This window comes from Pseudomonas sp. B2M1-30 (assembly GCF_025447575.1).
Taxonomy (GTDB): Bacteria; Pseudomonadota; Gammaproteobacteria; order Pseudomonadales; family Pseudomonadaceae; genus Aquipseudomonas; species Aquipseudomonas botevensis.
On the sequence record NZ_JAOEJT010000003.1, the window covers coordinates 472683 to 491376 of the forward strand.

The window sequence follows — 18694 nt, forward strand, 5'->3', positions numbered from 1 at the left end:
AACCATGACATAAATTGAAACAATAGAATCGATGTACTTTTCACGAATAATTAACGGCAGTAAATGCAAAGCATTACCATTCGCGCGCTCGAATTCTTCCACCCTTTCGGATGCGCTTTTCAATGCCTGCCCCGTTCAGCCTTACGCCCGTCACCCTTGGGCTTTCTGCCTTTCTCTCCAGCGGCTTCGCCTACTCTGCGACCGAATTGCCCGCCACCGCGATCAGTGCCGAAGCGCAAGCCGATGACCCGCGCGTGAAGGTCAGCAACACCGCCACCCGCACCTCGACGCCGGTACGCTACGTGCCGCAGGCCATCGACTCGATCAAGACCAGCAACGTCGCGAGCTACGGCATCAATGACATCGGCGACGCCTTGAGCGGCATCCCCAACGTCAGCAGCGGCGCCGACACCCGCTTCGACAGCCTGCGCATCCGTGGTTTCGACGCCAGCAACGATTTCTATCTGGACGGTATTCGCGACGATAGCCAATACAAGCGCGACATGCACAACATCGAGCGCGTCGAAGTGCTCAAAGGCCCGGCTGCCGTGCTCTACGGCCGTGGCAGCCAGGGCGGGATTGTCAACCGCGTCAGCAAGGCGCCCGAGTTCGGCCGCCGCTCGACCATCGAAGCCCAGGGTGGCAGCGATGACCTGCGCAGCCTCTACGCGGACCTCAGCACCGACCCGAGCGAGAACATCAGCCTGCGCCTGAACATGGGCAACATGGATCAGAACAGCTACCGCGATGGCGTCAGCGGCAACCGCCAGTTGTTCGCACCGTCAATGAGCTGGCAACTGACGCCTGATCTGAACTGGCTGGTGCAGTACGAATACAGCCGCTACAACCGCACCCCGGATCGTGGCGTTCCCGGCGTGAACGGACGCCCGGCCAACGTCGGCAGCGATACGACCTACGGCAACGATCACGATTTCATCGACGACAAGACGCAATCCCTGCGCTCCAAACTCAGCTATGAAATCAACGACAACTGGCAACTGCGCCACACCCTCGGGGTGTTCAAGCTCGACAGCGATTTCGACAACACCTACCTCACCGGCTTCACGCCCGCGACCAACAAGGTCACGCGCCAGCACTGGCAGCAGGACCTGACCACTCGCAACGTTTACAACAACGTCGAGCTTGAAGGCGGATTCGAGACATTCGGTCTTGAGCATCGTCTGCTGACCGGCCTGGAAACCGGCAGCCAGCGCCGTGACCCGAAGCTGTACAACGCCGCCACTTCCGGGCGCGGCAGCTCGCCAGTGCCAGCCCTGGATCTGTACAACCCCAATCGCGACCTGCGCCACACCGGGCGCATGCAGGTGTCGAGCGACAGCCACACCGAAGTCGAAAGCCGTGCGATCTACGTCCAGGATCAACTGCGCCTGAACGATCAATGGCAATTGCTGGCCGGTCTGCGCTACGACACTTTCGACATCGAGTCGACCAACAAACTGCGCAACATTTCCGAAGATCGTGACAGCCATAGCACCAGCCCACGGGTCGGCGTGGTCTGGACGCCACTGCAAAATCATTCGTTCTATGCCTCGTGGACCAAGACCTTTTCCCCGGTGGGCGGCGGTCTGATCGGCATTACCCCGGGTGCCGCCGGCAACAGCAACGACTTGAGTCCGGAGCTGACCAAGCAGAAAGAGATCGGTGTGAAGAGCGACTGGCTCGACGATCGCCTGAGCACCACCCTGGCCGTCTACGATCTGGAACTCTACAACCGTCGCACCAGCGACCCGCATGACCCGACCATCACCGTACTGACCGGCCTTCAACGTTCACGCGGGATCGAGCTGACCGGCACCGGCAAGATTGCCGGCAACTGGTACGTGCGCGGCGGTGTCGGCGTGCAGGACACCAAGATCGAGAAGGACAACAACGGCCTGGAAGGCAAGCGCGTGAACAACGTGGCCAAACACAACGGCAGCCTGTTCCTGACCTGGAAACCGGAGCTGGGCTGGTACGCCGAAACCGGCCTGACCCTGGTCGGCCAGCGCTATGCCGACAACGCCAACACCACCGTACTGCCAGGCTACGGCCGCTGGGACGCGCTGGCCGGGTATCGTCACAAGGATTGGGATATCAGCGCCGCGCTGAACAACATCACCGATCGCGAGTACTACTCGTCAGCCACCAGCGCCGCGCAGATCATGCCGGGCGCGCCGCGCAGCGTGGTGATGAGCGGGACCTACAGCTTCTGACCCTTTCCCAAAAAATTGTGGGAGCGACTTGCTCCCACAGATTTTTCCCGCGCCCATAAAAAAGCGCCGCCATCCCGGCAGCGCTTTTACCAATCCCTGTTTGTTTTTCTTATCCTGCCATCACATCCCACAAGGCATCCAGTTCGGCCTCGCTGAACAGGTCAGCGGGGTAACGCTCGATCATCATCCGGCGCGGATCAGGTTCCCTGATCTGACGCGTTCCATTGGATTTCAACCAGTGCGCGACAATCTGGAGCGACTCACTGTTAACAGCCATGGGATGCATCGTCCGCTCGCTGATTACGTTCACTTCGGCGTTCATGTCAGCGCTCTCTCCCCGTTCGTGAGCGGCTAAGTTATCCAAGGTTTATGACAGAACTATTGAAGTTCTCCCCCCTCCCTAGTGCTACCTGTCGGATACAAGAGCTATGCCAAAGCCTGTTTTTTGCCGACCAGCGGATATAAAGAAACCCGCAGTCCTGACGGGCTGCGGGTTTCTCTTCAAGCGGCGCTGACGAGCAACGGCCCGAGCGAATGTTTAGTCAACTCAAGCTGTTACGTCTCCACTCACTCTTTGTGCGGCGCAGGCTGCTGTTGGGTAAGGCAGTGAATATTGCCGCCGCCCAGTAACAGTTCGCGCCCCGGCACCATTACCACTTCATGTTGCGGGAACAGGTTCTGCAGGATTTCCCTGGCCGGGCCGTCCATTGGGTCGTCGAAACTCGGGGCGATGATGCCGCCGTTGACGATCAGGAAATTCACGTAGGAACCGGCCAGACGTACCGAAGGATTACGCTCCTGGGTGCCGTCCACCGGGTCCACGCCCGCGCACTCTTCCTCGGTCGCGAACAGCGGCCCCGGAATCGGCATTTTGTGCACCGTAAACGGGCGCCCCTTGGCGTCAGTGCTGCCTTGCAGCACGTTCATCGCCGCCTGGCAGCGCGGGTAATTCGGATCCTGCGGATCGTCAGTCCACGCCAGCAACACTTCGCCCGGACGCACGTAGCAGCAGAAGTTATCCACATGACCATCGGTTTCGTCGTTGAACAGGCCATCCGGCAGCCAGATGATTTTTTCCACCGACAGGTTGTCACGCAGTACCGCTTCAATTTCACCGCGTTCCAGATGCGGGTTGCGATTGCGGTTGAGCAGGCACTCTTCAGTGGTGATCAGCGTGCCTTCGCCGTCGACGTGGATCGAACCGCCTTCGAGCACGAAGCCTTCGGTGCGATAACGCGGGCTGCGCTCGATCTCGAGGATCTTGCCGCCCACCTGCGAGTCACGGTTCCAAGGCGAGTACAGACCACCGTCAAAACCGCCCCAGGCATTGAAATCCCAGTTCACGCCGCGCACTTCGCCGCTGTTGTTGATGACGAAGGTCGGGCCGCTGTCGCGTACCCAGGCGTCATCGCTGGACATCTCGACCACGCGGATATTCGGTACGTCGAGGCGGGCGCGGGCATTTTCGTACTGGCCGGCGGACACCGCCACGGTAACCGGTTCGAAACGGGCGATGGCCTTGGCTACCGCTGCATGTGCGGCCTGCGCAGGCTTGCCGCCCAGACGCCAGTTGTCCGGACGCTCGGGCCAGATCATCCAGGTCTGGGTTTGCGGTGCCCATTCGGCCGGCATGTGGAAGCCATCGGCGCGGGGGGTACTTTTCAGTGTGGTCATGGCGATCAGGACTCCAGGGAACCGTCTAGGATTTACAGCCTTTATAGCCGATAAAAATCGGCTTTAGAAGCAATAAAAAATCTACCAACCAAAAAATCATCGAGAATTATCGATATAAATCCGGTGATCGATGTTTACAGGCCTTCTCCGAGCACCTGATCCAGCCTGTCGACAAAGAAATCCACGCTCTGGCGCGAAGTGACCATCGGTGGCTTGATCTTGAGGATGTTCAGGTCATCGCCGGTCGGCTGCATGAAGATCCCCAGCTCGCGCAGGCGATCGCACAACAGCATGGTTTCTTCGGTTGCCGGTTCCAGGGTTTCGCGGTTACGGATCAGCTCCAGGCCCAGGTAGAAACCGGAACCATGCACCGCGCCCACCAGCGGATGTTTATCGATCAACGCCTCCAGCCGCGCCTTGAAGTGACCGCCGACCACCCGAGCGTTCTGCCAGAGTTTTTCTTCTTCCATGACATCCAGCACCGCCATGCCGATCTGGCAGCTCACCGGGCTGCCACCAGCCGACGAGAAGAAGTAACCCTCGGCCTCCAGCGCCTCGGCGATTTCCCGGCGGGTGATCACCGCACCCAGCGGCTGGCCGTTGCCCATGCCCTTGGCCATGGTGATGATGTCCGGCACCACACCCTGGTCTTCGAAGCCCCAGAAGAACTTGCCCATGCGCCCGTAACCGACCTGCACTTCGTCGGCGATACACACACCGCCCCGGGCACGAACCCGCTCGTAAACCTGTTGCAGATACCCCGGCGGCAGCGAGATACCACCGGCGTTGCCATACACCGGTTCGCAGATGAATCCGGCCAGTTGGCGTTTTTGCTCGTCGAGTCTCGCCAGATGATGCTCGACACTGCGTACGTAGTCGGGCGCCGAATCGAGGCCACGGAACTCACCGCGATACATGTTCGGCGCGGTCACCGGATGCACCCAGTCCGGACGGCTTTCAAGCGCTTTCGGATTGTCGGCAATCGACGTCGACACCGCATCGGCGCCCACCGTCCAGCCGTGGTAAGCCTCCAGCACGCTGACGATGTCACGCCCGCTGCTGTAGGCCCACGCCAGGCGGATCGCCAGATCGTTGGCCTCGCTGCCGCTGTTGACCAGGAACACCCGGTCCATGCCCGCCGGCGCCAGCTTCAGCAAACGCTCGGAGAACTCCGCCACCGCCGCGTAGTTGAACCGCGAGTTGGTATTGAGCAGCGACCACTGGCGACTGGCGACCGCCGCCATGCGCGGATGGCCATGACCCAGCACGGCGACGTTGTTGAGCATGTCGAGGTAGGAGCGGCCCTGCATGTCGATCAGGTGATTGCGCCAGCCGCGTTCGATCCGTGGCGGATCGACGTAGTAGTGCTTTTGCGTGCGGGCGAAACTGGCGTCGCGGCGTTGAAGCAGGGTTTGCGCGTCCAGCTCCGGTTCGGCGTCACACGCCAGCCCCAGCAATGCCGCCGGTGACGGACACAACGCCTGCCACGCCAACGCGCGGGTCGGCGTGCAAAACAGCGGCGCATCAAGCTGCGCGCCACGGCTCAGTTGCACGATCAACGGGCCATCGACCGTGCCCAGGACCTGCCCTTTGACCAGCGCCGCACCGCCATGCAGCGACGCCGCCACTCCCGACAAGCGCACGCTCAGTTGCGGACCATCGAGTCGCAACGTGCCCTCGGCGGCCTGATGAAGCACGCCGGCAAACGGCGCTTCCACCGTTGTGCCTTGGGGCACACGCAGTTCGACGTGCAGCGGGAATGTTTCCGGTTCGTCGGCGCTGTCGGGCCGCGTACGAGACAACCGGTATTGCCCATAACGGCTGGCCGCCAGGCCATGAACGGCGGCGGCTTCGCTCAACAGGCGTTGATCGATGCCGGCCTGCTCCCAGTTACCGGCCTCGAAGTGCGCGCTCAGCACGCCCAGATCGATCAGGGCGAACTCACGTCCGACCAGACCCGGTAGCAGCGGCGCAAAGCCTGCGCTGTCGATGGATGGCAACGCCTGGCCGACCGCCGCCAGAATCGCCGCTTCCATCAGCGCCAGCGGCACCGACGTGGCGACCCGGAAGATTTCCCACTCGTGAGTGAGATTGTCACGGCTGTAGGCGTTGCCGGGGTCGATGCTGACCTGCTGTTCGCCGCTGAGCACCAGCACCGCAGCGCGGGCAACGATCAACGGCCACAGCGCCAGCAGCTCCTCGTGTTGCAGTGGATTGACCGCATGGTAGGCCCGCACGGCGGGAAGGATGACGAATGGATCGCCTGCGGCATGGTGCAACAGCGCCGCGCAGGTCACCGACAGATCGGTGATACGCCAGGTGCGGATCAGATCCCCGAAATCGATCACCCCTTGCAGTCGCCAGTGACGGCGAGCGTCGCGCTGCCAGACCACGTTGTCATCGGTGATGTCCATGTGGATCGCCTGCACCGGCAGTTTTTCCAGCAACGGCTGCAAACGGTGCTCGGCCTGGGCGGCGGCTTCGCCGATCAAATCACGCTGGCCCTGGTCCTCGATCACCGGCAGCAAATGACGGATCAACGCATGGGCGTGACGGGCGTCCCACTGCAAGGTGCGCTCGAGGCCCGGATGATCGAACCCGGCCAGCGCCAGATCCATTTCGCCGCAGAGCCGGCCAAACCCGGCCACCACTTCATGACCAAGATGATCGAGATGCGTCAGCGACTGGCCTTCGATGTAATCCAGAAGGCGCACATGCACCGCTTCACCGCCGATTTCCAGCGACAGCAGATCTTCGCCGTTACTGGCCGCGATCACCCGAGGTACATGGACAGCCGAATGCTCGGCAAGGTATTTGAGGCCGGCATGCTGGGCTTGCAGTTCGACCAGCGAGTAGTCGCCCCGACAGATTTTCAGCACATAACGGTTGCGCTCGCTGTCGACCCGATAGTTGAGATCCTGCTGACTGCCCAGGGGATGCAGCCTGCCGCTGAGGCCGTAATGCTCTGCCAGCACTTGCAGGGCCTGCTGCGCAGAAACCTGAGGGCTGGGCAAACTGGCGCGATGAATCAGCGTGGCGAACGACATGAACGACCCCTGGAATTATTATCAGGCGCTTATATCGCCATTGCCGGCAGCGATCTGCAACCCCCGCTCCGTCGAACGGGCCACGAGGTTGAAGCGAAATATTGCCTGACACTCGCGCTCATCGGCACTTTGAGCAAGAATGGCGGCCATTCTCACCTGTAACTGGAAATACCCCATGAATGTCATCAACACCGATCTGCCCGGTGTTCTGATCATCGAACCCAAGGTGTTCGGTGACGAGCGCGGTTTCTTCTACGAGAGTTTCAACGCCAAGGCTTTTCAGCAAGCCACCGGCCTGGATACCCAATTCGTCCAGGACAACCATTCACGCTCGCAGAAAGGCGTACTGCGCGGCCTGCATTACCAACTGGAAAACACCCAGGGCAAACTGGTTCGTGTTATCGCTGGTGAAGTACTGGACGTGGCAGTGGATATCCGTCGTAGCTCGCCGCACTTCGGCAAATGGGTCGCCGTGCGCCTGTCCGCCGAAAATAATCGCCAGCTCTGGGTGCCGGAAGGTTTCGCTCACGGTTTCGTGGTGCTCAGCGAGTTCGCCGAGTTCCTCTACAAGACCACCGATTACTACACCCCGTCCGCCGAGCGCAGCATTCGTTGGGATGACCCGGACCTGGGCATCGACTGGCAGCTGGACGAAGCGCCAAAACTGTCGGGCAAGGATCAGGCAGCAGCCTTCTTCAAGGACGCCGACGTCTTTTCCTGAAGTCTTGTATGAATATTCAACGCCGCTGCGAGCCCGGCAACGGGTGCGCAGACTGCGTCTGCAAGCCTAGGCATAATGCGCCTGTACCCACAGGCGCTTGATGCTCATGACACCGACCCTTCCCCGTCGCCCCCGCTGGCGCAGCCTTGCCCTGCTGGCCCTGTGCCTGGCCCCGCTGCTGTGGCCGCTGGAACATCTGGCAGAGCGCTATTACCGCAGCGAACTGGTCGGCCAGAACCGCCAGACCCTCGATCTGTACGTCGCCAACCTGCTGGGCACCCTGCATCGCTACGAAGTGCTGCCGCAGATACTCGGCGACCTGCCGGCGCTGCGCGCTGTCCTTCGCGCACCGGACGACGGCGTCACCCAGGCCAACGCCAACCTGCTGCTGAAAAACATCGCGGCGCAGACCGGTGCCGAAGTCATGTACCTGATGGCCACGTCCGGCCAGACACTCGCGGCCTCGAACTGGGATAAACATGACAGTTTCGTCGGACGCAATTTCTCGTTCAGACCCTATTTCAGTGAGGCCATGGCCGGACGCCTGGGGCGTTTTTTCGGCCTCGGCACCACCTCTGCCAAGCGCGGGTACTTCTTCGCCGCCGCCGTGCGCGACGGCGAAAAGATAATCGGCGTACTGGTGATCAAGGTCGACCTCGACCACACCGAAAGCCTGTGGGGCAAGACCCCGGAACAACTGCTGGTGACCGATCACAACGGCGTGGTCATCCTCACCTCGCGTCCGGAATGGCGTTTCCGCTCGACCCGTACCCTGAGCGACACCGAACGCGCGGCGATCACCGCGATCCAGCCTTACCCGACCCGCAACCCGCGCCCGCTGAACCTCGGCTCCAGCGCCTGGCTGACCCAGACCCGGGACATCGATGAAACCGGCTGGAGTGTCAGCATTCTCGCCCCCCGCACCCTGATCGACCGTCCGGTACGCACGGTGGTGGCGATCGGCGGTGCCACGTTGCTGGTGGTCATGTTGTTGCTGGGTCTGATGATGCAGCGCCGTCGTCATTACCTGGAACGGATCGCTTTCGAAGCCAAGGCGCGGCGGGAGCTCGAAGGTCGGGTCGCCGAACGCACCAGCGACCTGGAAGGACTCAACCGGCGCCTGAAACAGGAAGTGCTGGAGCGCGAACAGGCCCAACAGGAACTGGTACGTGCCCAGGACGATCTGGTACAGGCCGGCAAACTGTCGGCGTTGGGCACCATGTCGGCGAGCATCAGCCACGAACTCAACCAGCCGCTGGCGGCCATTCGCAGCTACGCCGAAAACGCCGAAGTACTGCTCGATCACCAGCGCACAGAGGATGCCCGTGGCAACCTCAAGCTGATCAGCGAGCTGACCGGGCGCATGGCCTCGATCATCGCCCACCTGCGCGCGTTCGCCCGACGTGATCGTCATGCCCCGGAAAGCGTGGCCCTGCAACCGGCGCTGGACGATGCCCTGGCGCTGCTGGCGAAACGCCGGCGAAGCATGGATGTCGAGCTGATCCGCGATCTGCCTGCCGCGACCCTGTGGGTCGAGGCCGGGGAAACCCGCCTGCGCCAGGTGCTTGGCAACCTGCTCGCCAACGCCCTCGATGCCCTGACCGAGAAAGGCCCGCCGCGAAAACTGTGGCTGAGTGCCGAATCCACCGGCGAAGGCGTCAACCTGTACATTCGCGACAACGGCCCGGGTTTCTGCATGGAAGCCCTGGGTCGCGCCAGCGAACCCTTCTACACCACCAAGACCCGCACCCAGGGCCTTGGCCTGGGGCTGGCAATCTGTGAAACCCTGATGCGCGCCTTCGGTGGTGAACTGTCGTTCGCCAACCACAAGCAAGGTGGCGCCTTGATCACCCTGCGGCTGCGCGCCGGCGCGCCCGGGGTCAGCCTGCAACCGTCCGAGGATCGAAGTGCATGACCATCGACAATCGCATTCAGGTGGTGTTGATCGACGACGATCCGCACCTGCGACAGGCCCTCGGTCAGACCCTGGATCTGGCGGGCCTGAAAATCCTTCAGTTGTCCGAAGCCACCGGGCTGGCCGGGCAACTGGAGCGCGACTGGCCGGGCGTGGTGGTCAGCGATATCCGCATGCCGGGCATGGACGGCCTGGAGCTGCTCGGTCAACTGCACGCCCAGGATCCGGAACTTCCGGTGCTGCTGATCACCGGCCACGGCGACGTGCCCCTCGCGGTGCAGGCGATGCGCGCCGGTGCCTATGACTTCCTGGAAAAACCATTTGCCAGTGACGCCCTACTCGACAGCGTACGCCGGGCGCTTGCCCTGCGCCGTCTGGTGCTGGACAACCGCAGCCTGCGCATGGCCCTCAGCGATCGCAATGAACTGAGCGCGCGACTGGTCGGGCAATCGGCCCCGATGCTGCGCCTGCGTGAACAAATCGGCGCACTGGCGGCGACCAAGGCTGACGTGCTGATCCTCGGCGAAACCGGTGCTGGCAAAGAGGTGGTCGCGCGTGCCCTGCACGATCTGTCGAGCCGCCGCAACGGCCCGTTCGTGGCGATCAACGCCGGGGCACTGGCCGAATCGGTGGTGGAAAGCGAGTTGTTCGGTCACGAACCCGGCGCGTTCACCGGCGCGCAGAAACGCCGGATCGGCAAGTTCGAATTCGCCAACGGCGGCACGCTGTTCCTCGATGAAATCGAGAGCATGAGCCTCGATGTGCAGGTGAAGCTGCTGCGCATGTTGCAAGAGCGGGTAGTCGAGCGGCTCGGCGGCAATCAGTTGATCCCGCTGGACATCCGCGTCATCGCCGCCACCAAGGAAGACCTGCGTCAGGCAGCCGATCAGGGCCGGTTCCGTGCCGACTTGTACTACCGCCTCAACGTCGCACCGCTACGCATTCCGCCGTTGCGCGAACGTGGCGAGGATGCACTGGTGCTGTTCCAGCATTACGCCGATGAAGCCAGCGAGCGCCACGGCTTGCTGCCCAACTCGCTGCAACCGGCGCAACGGGCGTTACTGTTGCGCCACAGCTGGCCGGGCAATGTGCGTGAATTGCAAAACGCGGCAGAGCGTTTCGCCCTCGGTCTGGAGCTGGCGCTGGACAACACTGAACCCGACAGCCATGGCGGCGCCACGGTCGAAGTCAGCGGCGGTGGCCTCAGCGAACAGGTGGAGAACTTCGAGAAATCGCTGATCGCCGCCGAACTGGCGCGTCCGCACAGCTCGGTTCGCAGCCTCGCCGAGGCTCTGGGCATTCCGCGCAAGACCCTGCACGACAAACTGCGCAAACACGGCTTGAACTTCGCCGACAGCGGCAGTCATGCCGACGAATCCGAATGAACCACGGTCAATTCAACCTTCTTCAACAAGAGGCCCGGGCATGAAGCACGACAGTCGTTATCTGGAATCCGTCCTGCATCACGACATTCCCCTCACCCGGGACATGGGCCTCAAGGTGCTCGACTGGCATGCACAGCAACTGAGCCTGCACTTGCCGCTCGAGGCCAACGTCAACCACAAGAGCACCATGTTCGGCGGCAGTCTGTACTGCGGCGCGGTGCTGGCGGGCTGGGGCTGGCTGCATTTGCGCCTGAAGGAAGAAGGCATCGAAGACGGGCATATCGTGATCCAGGAGGGGCAGATCAGTTACCCGTTGCCCGTGACCGGTGATGCCACAGCAATTTGCCCGGCACCGAATGCAGCGGTGTGGAAGAAGTTTCTGGCGATGTACCAGCGTTATGGACGGGCGCGGTTGACGCTGCATACGCGGATTGTCAACGCGGGAAGTGATGAGGAAGCAGTGACGTTCAGCGGGCAGTACGTCTTGCACCGCTGACATCAAAAGCCTCTTAACCCCGGGCCAGTTCCAGCAATCTCGAACGCCACGCCGCCTTCGCCGGCAGCGCCAGGAAGTACGTGTTCAACAACGACTCCCGCGCCGGATAGCAGAACGCATCGCCACTCAGGTCCAGCACCTCACCGCCTGCCCCCTCCAGCACGCCCTGCGCGGCAGCAGTGTCCCACTGCGAGGTCGGCGCCAGTCGCGGGTAGCAATCCGCCGCACCTTCGGCCAACAGACAAAACTTCAACGAACTGCCGATGTTCGCCAGTTGCAGCTCGCCCAGACTGGCGCTCAACCCCGCCAACAGACGCTCCTGCTCCGGACTCGAATGGCGACGGCTGGCAACCACGGTGAACGCCTCGCCCGGTGCTGGCACGTCACGTACCTGAATCGCCACCGGCGTCGCGCCCTTGTCGCCACGCCAGGCACCCAACCCGGCGCCGCCGACGTAGAAGCGTCCACTGGTCGGCATCGATACCACGCCAAACACCACATGACCGTTTTCGATCAGGGCAATGTTGACGGTGAACTCTTCGCTGCCGTTGATGAACTCCTTGGTGCCATCCAGCGGGTCCACCAGCCACCAGCGCTGCCATCCGGCGCGCACAGCCTGGGGAATGTCGGCGTCTTCCTCGGACAGCACCGGAATGCTCGGATCCAGCGTTTTCAATCCCGCCACAATCACATGATGCGCGGCCAGATCCGCTGCGGTCACCGGCGAATCGTCGGACTTGGCCGTGACTTCAACCCCGGAACGCCAGAACGGCAAAATCACTTCGCCAGCCTGCAATGCCAGCTCAACCACTGGCGCCATCATCGAATGGGGAAAATTCATCGACATCTCACTCATCATTGAAAAAAACCACGCTGGGTCAGCAGATCGCGGGTCAGATACAACGCCGCCAGGGCGCGGCCTTCGGAAAATTGCGGATTTTGCGCCAACGCCGAAAGATCGCGCAGGTTGACCTTGTCGACCCGCATCGGCTCGGGCTCGTCGCCTTCCAGGCGTTCCTCATACAGATCGGTGGCCAGCACCACCTGGATCTTCTGGCTCATGTAGCCCGGGGACAACGACAACTCGGTCAGGTGCTCCAGTTGTCGGGCGCCGTAACCGGCCTCTTCCTTGAGCTCGCGCTCGGCCGCCGCCAGCACATCTTCGCCGGGTTCGATCAAACCCTTGGGCAGCGACATTTCGTACTCATCAGTACCGCCGCAGTACTCCTCGACCAATACCGCATGCTCGGCATCAAGCATCGCCACGATCATCACCGCGCCGTAACCGGCACCCTTGCCGACCAGCCGCTCGTAAGTACGCTCCACGCCGTTGGAAAAACGCAGTTTCAGTTCCTCGACACAGAACAGACGACTGGTGGCGACGATTTCCCGGGCGAGTACGGTGGGTTTCTGGCGCATGCAAAGCTCCTTGGCGTGAACGCGCTACTATAACGCGGCTTTTCCGATTGTTTGCGTCGGATATCCTTCTACCGCTCGAGACGTTGCCATGCCTTCATTACCATGGTCCGACATCGATACCGTTCTGCTGGACATGGACGGCACGCTGCTGGATCTGCACTTCGACAACCACTTCTGGCTGGAACACCTGCCCCAGCGCTACGCCGAACTGCACGGTGTCAGTCGGGCCATGGCGGAAATGGAATTGCAGCCGCTGTTCGAGCGCCACGCCGGCCAGTTGCAATGGTATTGCCTGGACTTCTGGAGTACTGAACTGAAGCTGTCGGTGCGCAAGCTGAAGCTGGAAACCGCGCACCTGATCGCCCTGCGCGCGGATGCCGATACGTTTCTGGAAGCGATCAAGCGCGCCGGCAAACGGGTCATCATGATCACCAATGCGCACCGTGATTCATTGTCGCTGAAACTGGAACGGGTCGAGCTGGCGCCGTACTTCGAACGGCTGATCAGCTCACATGACTACGGTTTCCCCAAGGAAAACCCGCAATTCTGGGACGCCCTGCAGGCCGACATCGGTTTCGATCCGGCGCGCAGCCTGTTCATCGACGACACGTTGCCGATCCTGCGCAGCGCGCGGAATTTCGGTGTGGCGCATCTGTTGGCCGTAAAGGAACCGGACAGCCGCAAAGGGCCAAAGGACACCGCCGAGTTTGCGGCGGTCGAGGATTACCGGGAACTGATCGCCGGTCTCTGAATGCTGTGGCGCAGGGACCTGTCCCCGCGCCACAGCGGTCATGCGTTACTCGGGAATGCGCAACACCTGACCCGGATAGATCTTGTCCGGGTGCGACAACAGCGGTTTGTTGGCCTCGAAAATCTTGTTGTACTTGTTGGCGTCGCCATACACCTCTTTGGAGATCGCGCTGAGGGTGTCGCCCTTCTTCACCGTGACAAAACGCGCGGCGGCCGCCACCGGACCGGTCACGGTGATCTGATCGTCAACGCTGCCAACCCCGGCAATGTTGCCCACCGCCAGCAGAATCTTCTCTTTCTCTTCCTGGCTCGCCACTTCACCGGTGACCGTCACCTTGTCGCCATCCACCGTCGCCTGGACGTTCGGATTGCCCAGGCCGACCTTGGCGATATGTTCCTTCAATTGCTCGCCAGCATTGGCGTTGCCGGGGGTCAGCAGATCGATCAGTTTTTCACCGGCTTCTTTCACAAAGCTCAAAAGACTCATGGCGCACACTCCTTGATTTGGGTTCCAGACGCCCAAGCCTAGACCACGCTGCACGCTCCCGGTTCCAGCCCGACCAATGACCCTGCCCCCACACAGGCGTTAGAATCGTCCACCCCTTGCCTGCGCCCCGGAGCGAAGATGGACATCAAGCAGCTGAAATTCCTCATCGCCCTCGACGAAACCCGCCATTTCGGCCAGGCCGCCGCGCGCTGCCACATCACCCAGCCGACGCTGTCGATGCGTTTGCGCAGCCTTGAAGAAGAACTGGATCTGCCGCTGGTCAACCGTGGCCAGCGCTTCGAAGGGTTCACTGCGCCGGGTGAGCGGGTGCTGGCCTGGGCGCGCACGGTGCTGGCGGCCTACGACGGCTTGCAGGCGGAAGCGGCGGCGTGTCGCGGCAACCTGATCGGTACGTTGCGTCTGGGGGTGGTGCCACTGTCGAGTTTCGATGCGCTGCCGCTGATGCAGCGCCTGCATGCCCAGCACCCGAATCTGCGCTTCGAACTGTCATCACTGAGTTCGGACCAGATGCTGGAGCAACTGGCAAACAACCGCATCGACCTTGGAGTGTCTTATCTGGATCGTCTCGACGGCGAACGCTTCGAGTCCCTGGCGTTCAGCGAAACCCGCATGGGCCTGCTCTATGACCAGCGCTTCTTCAGTTTTGGTGAGGCGCCGCTGAGTTGGGAGTCGCTGATCGAACTGCCGCTGGGCATGCTCACCAGCGGCATGCACTTTCGCCAGTCCATCGACCACAACTTCCACAGCCGTGGCCTGACACCGCAGCCGTTGCTGCAAACCGATGCCGTTCATCAATTGCTGCAAGCGGTGCATGGCGGGCTGTGTTGCGCGGTGATGCCGCTGGACGGTGGGCTGGAAACCCTCACCGACAATTTGCGCCTGCAACCGATCGAACATGCCCAGACCCTCGCCAGACTGGGTCTGATCATGCGTCGTGGCGCACCGCGCTCGGCACTGGCCGAAGCCTGCTTCGCGCTGTATCAGAAATCACCAGCCGAGTCTTGATCGACAGCATCTATCGGAAGATCGAGATTAGCGATTAGACGCGACAACTTGCCGCGCCTAGGCTTATAGCTGATCAGTCCGTCGGTGATGCCATGAACGCCAAGCACCCTGTCTGCGCGGCGCCTGCTGTTGAAACGGCCGCGCCCGTCGCCAGCCAGACCTACAGTTACAGCGATCTTCCCCTTGAAGAATCGGCCAGCACCGCGCTCGCCGAGGAAGTTGCGCTGGCGATCGCCTACAACGGCATCAGCCAGGCCGTGATGCTGGTGACCCCGACCGACCTGGAAGACTTCATCGTCGGCTTCAGCCTCGGCAGCGGCATCATCGAAGACGCATCGGATATCTACGACCTGCAACTGACCGGTGCCGGCTCGGCGCAATATGCGCAAGTGACCATCGCCAACCGCGCCTTCTGGAACCTCAAGCAACAACGTCGACAATTGGCCGGCACCAGCGGTTGCGGGTTGTGCGGCGTGGAAGCAGTGGAACAGGCGCTACCCGATCTCAAGGTACTGCCCGGCGCGCCTTTGCCGCCCGCGCAATGGCTCGACGGCCTGCGCCAGCGCATCGGCGCGTTCCAGCCACTGGGCCAGCATTGCGGTGCAGTACACGCGGCAGTGTTCATGGACGCCAGCGGCGAACTGCGGCTGGGTCGCGAAGACATCGGCCGGCACAACGCCCTCGACAAACTGATCGGCGGGCTGATCCGGCAGAAGATTTCCACCCACGGCGGCCTGGCGATTGTCACCAGCCGTTGCAGCCTCGAATTGATCCAGAAAGTCCTGCGCGCCGGCATCCAGACCCTGGTCAGCCTGTCCGCGCCCACCGGCCTTGCCGTGCAGTGGGCTCGTCGTCACAACCTCAATCTCATTCACCTGCCGCAAAAGAACGCGCCGCGGGTGTATAGCCCAGCGATGGAGAAACACTCGTGAGCCAACACAATCAAGCCGACCAGACTCCCGTCCCGCGCTACAAGCCTTATAAAGGCGCAGCCGGTGGCTGGGGCGCCCTGATCAGCGTGGCCCAGGCCTGGTTGACCAGCGACAACGCGCTGAAAAACCTGCGCATGATGCTCAAGACCAACCAGAACGGCGGCTTCGACTGCCCTGGTTGCGCCTGGGGCGACTCGCCGGAAAGCGGCATGGTCAAGTTCTGCGAGAACGGCGCCAAAGCGGTGAACTGGGAAGCGACCAAGCGGCGGGTGGATGCCAGATTCTTTGCCAGACACAGCGTCACCTCGCTGCTGGAACAGAGCGACTACTGGCTCGAATATCAGGGTCGCCTGACCGAGCCGATGGTCTATGACGCCGAAACCGATCGCTACAAGCCGATCAGCTGGGAAGACGCGTTCGCCATGATCGGCAAGCATCTCAAAGGTCTGTCGAGCCCGGATCAGGCCGAGTTCTATACCTCCGGTCGTGCCAGCAACGAAGCGGCGTATCTCTATCAGTTATTCGTGCGCGCCTACGGCACCAACAACTTCCCCGACTGCTCGAACATGTGCCACGAGGCCAGCGGTGTGGCGCTGGCGCAGAGTGTCGGCGTGGGCAAAGGCACCGTGACCTTCGACGATTTCGAGCACGCCGACGCCATTTTCGTCTGGGGCCAGAACCCCGGCACCAACCACCCACGGATGCTCGAACCGCTGCGTGAAGCAGTGAAGCGCGGCGCTCAGGTGGTCTGCATCAACCCGCTCAAGGAGCGCGGCCTGGAACGCTTCCAGCACCCGCAGCACCCGATCGAAATGCTCACCAACGGCGACAAGCCGACCAACACCGCGTATTTCCGCCCGGCGCTGGGCGGCGACATGGCGGTGTTGCGCGGCATGGCCAAGCTCCTGCTGCAATGGGAACGCGATGCGCAGAAGGCCGGTGCCCCCGCGGTGTTCGATCACGACTTCCTCAATGAGCACAGCGTCAACGTGCTGGAATACCTGGGCGTGGTCGACGACACCCCATGGGAGCAGATCGTCTCGCAATCCGGCCTGAGCCTGGTGGAAATCGAGCAAGCGGCGCGCATGTACGCCAAAGGCAAGAACGTGATCATGTGCTGGGCCATGGGCATCACCCAGCATCGGCATTCGGTGCCGACCATTCAGGAAATCGCCAACCTGATGCTGCTGCGCGGCAACATCGGCAAACCCGGCGCCGGTCTGTGCCCGGTGCGCGGCCACAGTAACGTGCAGGGCGACCGCACCATGGGCATCAACGAGCGTCCACCGGTGGCGTTCCTCGACGCCCTGGAACGCCGTTTCCAGTTCAAGGTGCCGCGCCACAACGGCCACAACGTGGTCGAAGCGATTCACGCGATGGCCGAAGGGCGCGCCAAAGTCTTCATCGGACTGGGCGGCAACTTCGCCCAGGCCACGCCGGACAGCCCGCGCACGTTCCAGGCTCTGCAGAACTGCGACCTGACCGTGCAGATCAGCACCAAGCTCAACCGCAGTCACCTGGCCCATGGCAAGGACGCGCTGATCCTGCCGTGCCTGGGTCGTACCGACATCGACGTCCAGAGCGAAGGCCCGCAGGCCGTCACGGTGGAAGACTCGTTCAGCATGGTGCACGCCTCCAATGGCCAGTTGCAGCCGCTGTCGAACCAGATGCGCTCGGAACCGGCGATCCTGGCCGGCATTGCTGCCGCGACCCTGGGCAGCCAACCGGTGGACTGGAACTGGCTGGTGGCCGACTACCGCCGCATCCGCGAGCTGATCGCCGACACCATTCCGGCCTTCAAGGACTTCAACGAGAAGGTCAAGAATCCGGGCGGCTTCTACCTCGGCAACACCGCCGGTGCGCGCAAGTGGAACACCACCTCGGGCCGCGCCAACTTCAAGGCCAACGCCCTGCCACGGGATCTGCTGCACGAGCGCACCCGCGCCACCGGCAAACTGCCGGACCTGATCCTGCAATCGATGCGCTCCCACGACCAGTACAACACCACGATCTATGGCCTCGACGACCGTTATCGCGGGGTGAAGGGTCAGCGCGACGTGTTGTTCGCCAACGAGGCCGACATCATCCGTCTGGGCTTCCGCCCCGGGCAGAAGGCCGACATCGTGTCGCTGTGGGACGATGGCCGCGAGCGTCGGGTGAAGGGCTTCACCCTGCTCGCATTTGATATTCCGGCGGGTCAGGCAGCGGCTTACTACCCGGAAGTGAACCCGCTGGTGCCACTGGAAAGTGTCGGCGATGGCAGCCATACACCGACGTCGAAGTTCATTGCGATCCGCCTGGAAGCAGCGAGTGAAACAGGTTTGATCATGGCTCAGACGGCTTGATCGAGCGTCTGCAGTAACCCCTTCGCGAGCAAGCCCGCTCCCACAGGATACCGCCGTACCTGTGGGGGCGGGCTTACCCGCGAAAACACCGCCTCAACCAACACATTTCTTGCCCGCTTCACTTTTCAATCGCCCACAAAAAAGGCCGTTTTCCTATGAAAACGGCCTTGTCCGAAGTAGCTAAAGACCGGCGAAAATCGGTTAAGTTCCGTAGATAAAACAGTAACTTGCATAATTGTATACAGGTCGTGCTATTCGTCGGATTTCGATTGTCACGCCCCATC

Annotated in this window: 15 protein-coding genes; 9 read left to right on the forward strand and 6 right to left on the reverse strand. The window is 62.0% G+C overall.

Annotated elements, in window-relative coordinates; genetic code table 11:
- Positions 1-122: 122 nt before the first annotated feature.
- On the forward strand, positions 123-2213 hold the full coding sequence (locus N8H74_RS08730; RefSeq protein ID WP_262146918.1) for a TonB-dependent siderophore receptor: 2091 nt from the start codon (positions 123-125) through the stop codon (positions 2211-2213).
- 109 nt (positions 2214-2322) lie between these two features.
- Here N8H74_RS08730 and N8H74_RS08735 read toward each other — a convergent pair whose 3' ends face one another.
- The 3 genes from N8H74_RS08735 to N8H74_RS08745 all read right to left on the reverse strand — a co-directional run bounded on the left by N8H74_RS08735 (position 2323) and on the right by N8H74_RS08745 (position 6934).
- On the reverse strand, positions 2323-2535 hold the full coding sequence (locus N8H74_RS08735) for a hypothetical protein (RefSeq protein ID WP_217831806.1): 213 nt from the start codon (positions 2533-2535) through the stop codon (positions 2323-2325).
- 245 nt (positions 2536-2780) lie between these two features.
- Positions 2781-3887, reverse strand: coding sequence for an agmatine deiminase (aguA, locus tag N8H74_RS08740; protein ID WP_262146919.1), 1107 nt, complete (start codon positions 3885-3887; stop codon positions 2781-2783).
- 134 nt (positions 3888-4021) lie between these two features.
- A complete protein-coding gene (locus tag N8H74_RS08745; protein WP_262146920.1) occupies positions 4022-6934 on the reverse strand; it encodes an aminotransferase in 2913 nt (970 codons plus the stop codon).
- A gap of 175 nt (positions 6935-7109) precedes the next feature.
- Between N8H74_RS08745 and rfbC the strand changes: the two genes are divergently transcribed.
- The 4 genes from rfbC (at position 7110) to N8H74_RS08765 (ending at position 11451) form a co-directional block, all read left to right on the forward strand.
- Entirely contained in the window at positions 7110-7655 is a 546-nt protein-coding gene (gene rfbC, locus N8H74_RS08750; protein WP_262146921.1) for a dTDP-4-dehydrorhamnose 3,5-epimerase, read from the forward strand.
- 106 nt (positions 7656-7761) lie between these two features.
- Entirely contained in the window at positions 7762-9570 is a 1809-nt protein-coding gene (locus N8H74_RS08755) for an ATP-binding protein (protein ID WP_217831802.1), read from the forward strand.
- Complete coding sequence (locus N8H74_RS08760; RefSeq protein WP_217831801.1) at positions 9567-10955, forward strand: sigma-54 dependent transcriptional regulator; 1389 nt, start codon at positions 9567-9569, stop codon at positions 10953-10955. Before N8H74_RS08755 ends, N8H74_RS08760 begins: the two co-directional genes overlap by 4 nt.
- 40 nt (positions 10956-10995) lie before the next feature.
- Positions 10996-11451, forward strand: coding sequence for a thioesterase domain-containing protein (locus N8H74_RS08765; RefSeq protein ID WP_262146922.1), 456 nt, complete (start codon positions 10996-10998; stop codon positions 11449-11451).
- A 13-nt stretch (positions 11452-11464) separates the two neighbouring features.
- Here the strand turns inward: N8H74_RS08765 and cysQ are convergent, their stop codons facing one another.
- Positions 11465-12298 (reverse strand): 3'(2'),5'-bisphosphate nucleotidase CysQ, encoded by an 834-nt coding sequence (cysQ, locus tag N8H74_RS08770; protein ID WP_262146923.1) that lies wholly within the window; start codon positions 12296-12298, stop codon positions 11465-11467.
- Between the two features lie 8 nt (positions 12299-12306).
- Positions 12307-12870, reverse strand: coding sequence for an ADP compounds hydrolase NudE (gene nudE, locus N8H74_RS08775; protein ID WP_217831798.1), 564 nt, complete (start codon positions 12868-12870; stop codon positions 12307-12309).
- Positions 12871-12958: 88 nt separating this feature from the next.
- Here nudE and yrfG point away from each other — a divergent pair, with 88 nt between their 5' ends.
- Positions 12959-13621, forward strand: a complete 663-nt coding sequence (gene yrfG / locus N8H74_RS08780; RefSeq protein WP_262146924.1) for a GMP/IMP nucleotidase — start codon at positions 12959-12961, stop codon at positions 13619-13621.
- Positions 13622-13666: 45 nt separating this feature from the next.
- On the opposite strand, the gene lysM is transcribed toward yrfG, so the two are convergent.
- On the reverse strand, positions 13667-14107 hold the full coding sequence (gene lysM / locus N8H74_RS08785; protein ID WP_217831796.1) for a peptidoglycan-binding protein LysM: 441 nt from the start codon (positions 14105-14107) through the stop codon (positions 13667-13669).
- A 138-nt stretch (positions 14108-14245) separates the two neighbouring features.
- On the opposite strand from lysM, the gene N8H74_RS08790 reads away from it, so the two are divergent.
- From N8H74_RS08790 to N8H74_RS08800, 3 genes are all read left to right on the forward strand, one after another.
- A complete protein-coding gene (locus N8H74_RS08790) occupies positions 14246-15133 on the forward strand; it encodes a LysR family transcriptional regulator (RefSeq protein ID WP_217831795.1) in 888 nt (295 codons plus the stop codon).
- A gap of 92 nt (positions 15134-15225) precedes the next feature.
- The gene (gene fdhD, locus N8H74_RS08795) at positions 15226-16065 is read left to right on the forward strand and encodes a formate dehydrogenase accessory sulfurtransferase FdhD (protein WP_262146925.1); all 840 of its coding nucleotides are present in this window, start codon (positions 15226-15228) and stop codon (positions 16063-16065) included.
- Positions 16062-18410, forward strand: coding sequence for an FdhF/YdeP family oxidoreductase (locus N8H74_RS08800; RefSeq protein WP_262146926.1), 2349 nt, complete (start codon positions 16062-16064; stop codon positions 18408-18410). Before fdhD ends, N8H74_RS08800 begins: the two co-directional genes overlap by 4 nt.
- Positions 18411-18694 lie beyond the last annotated feature (284 nt).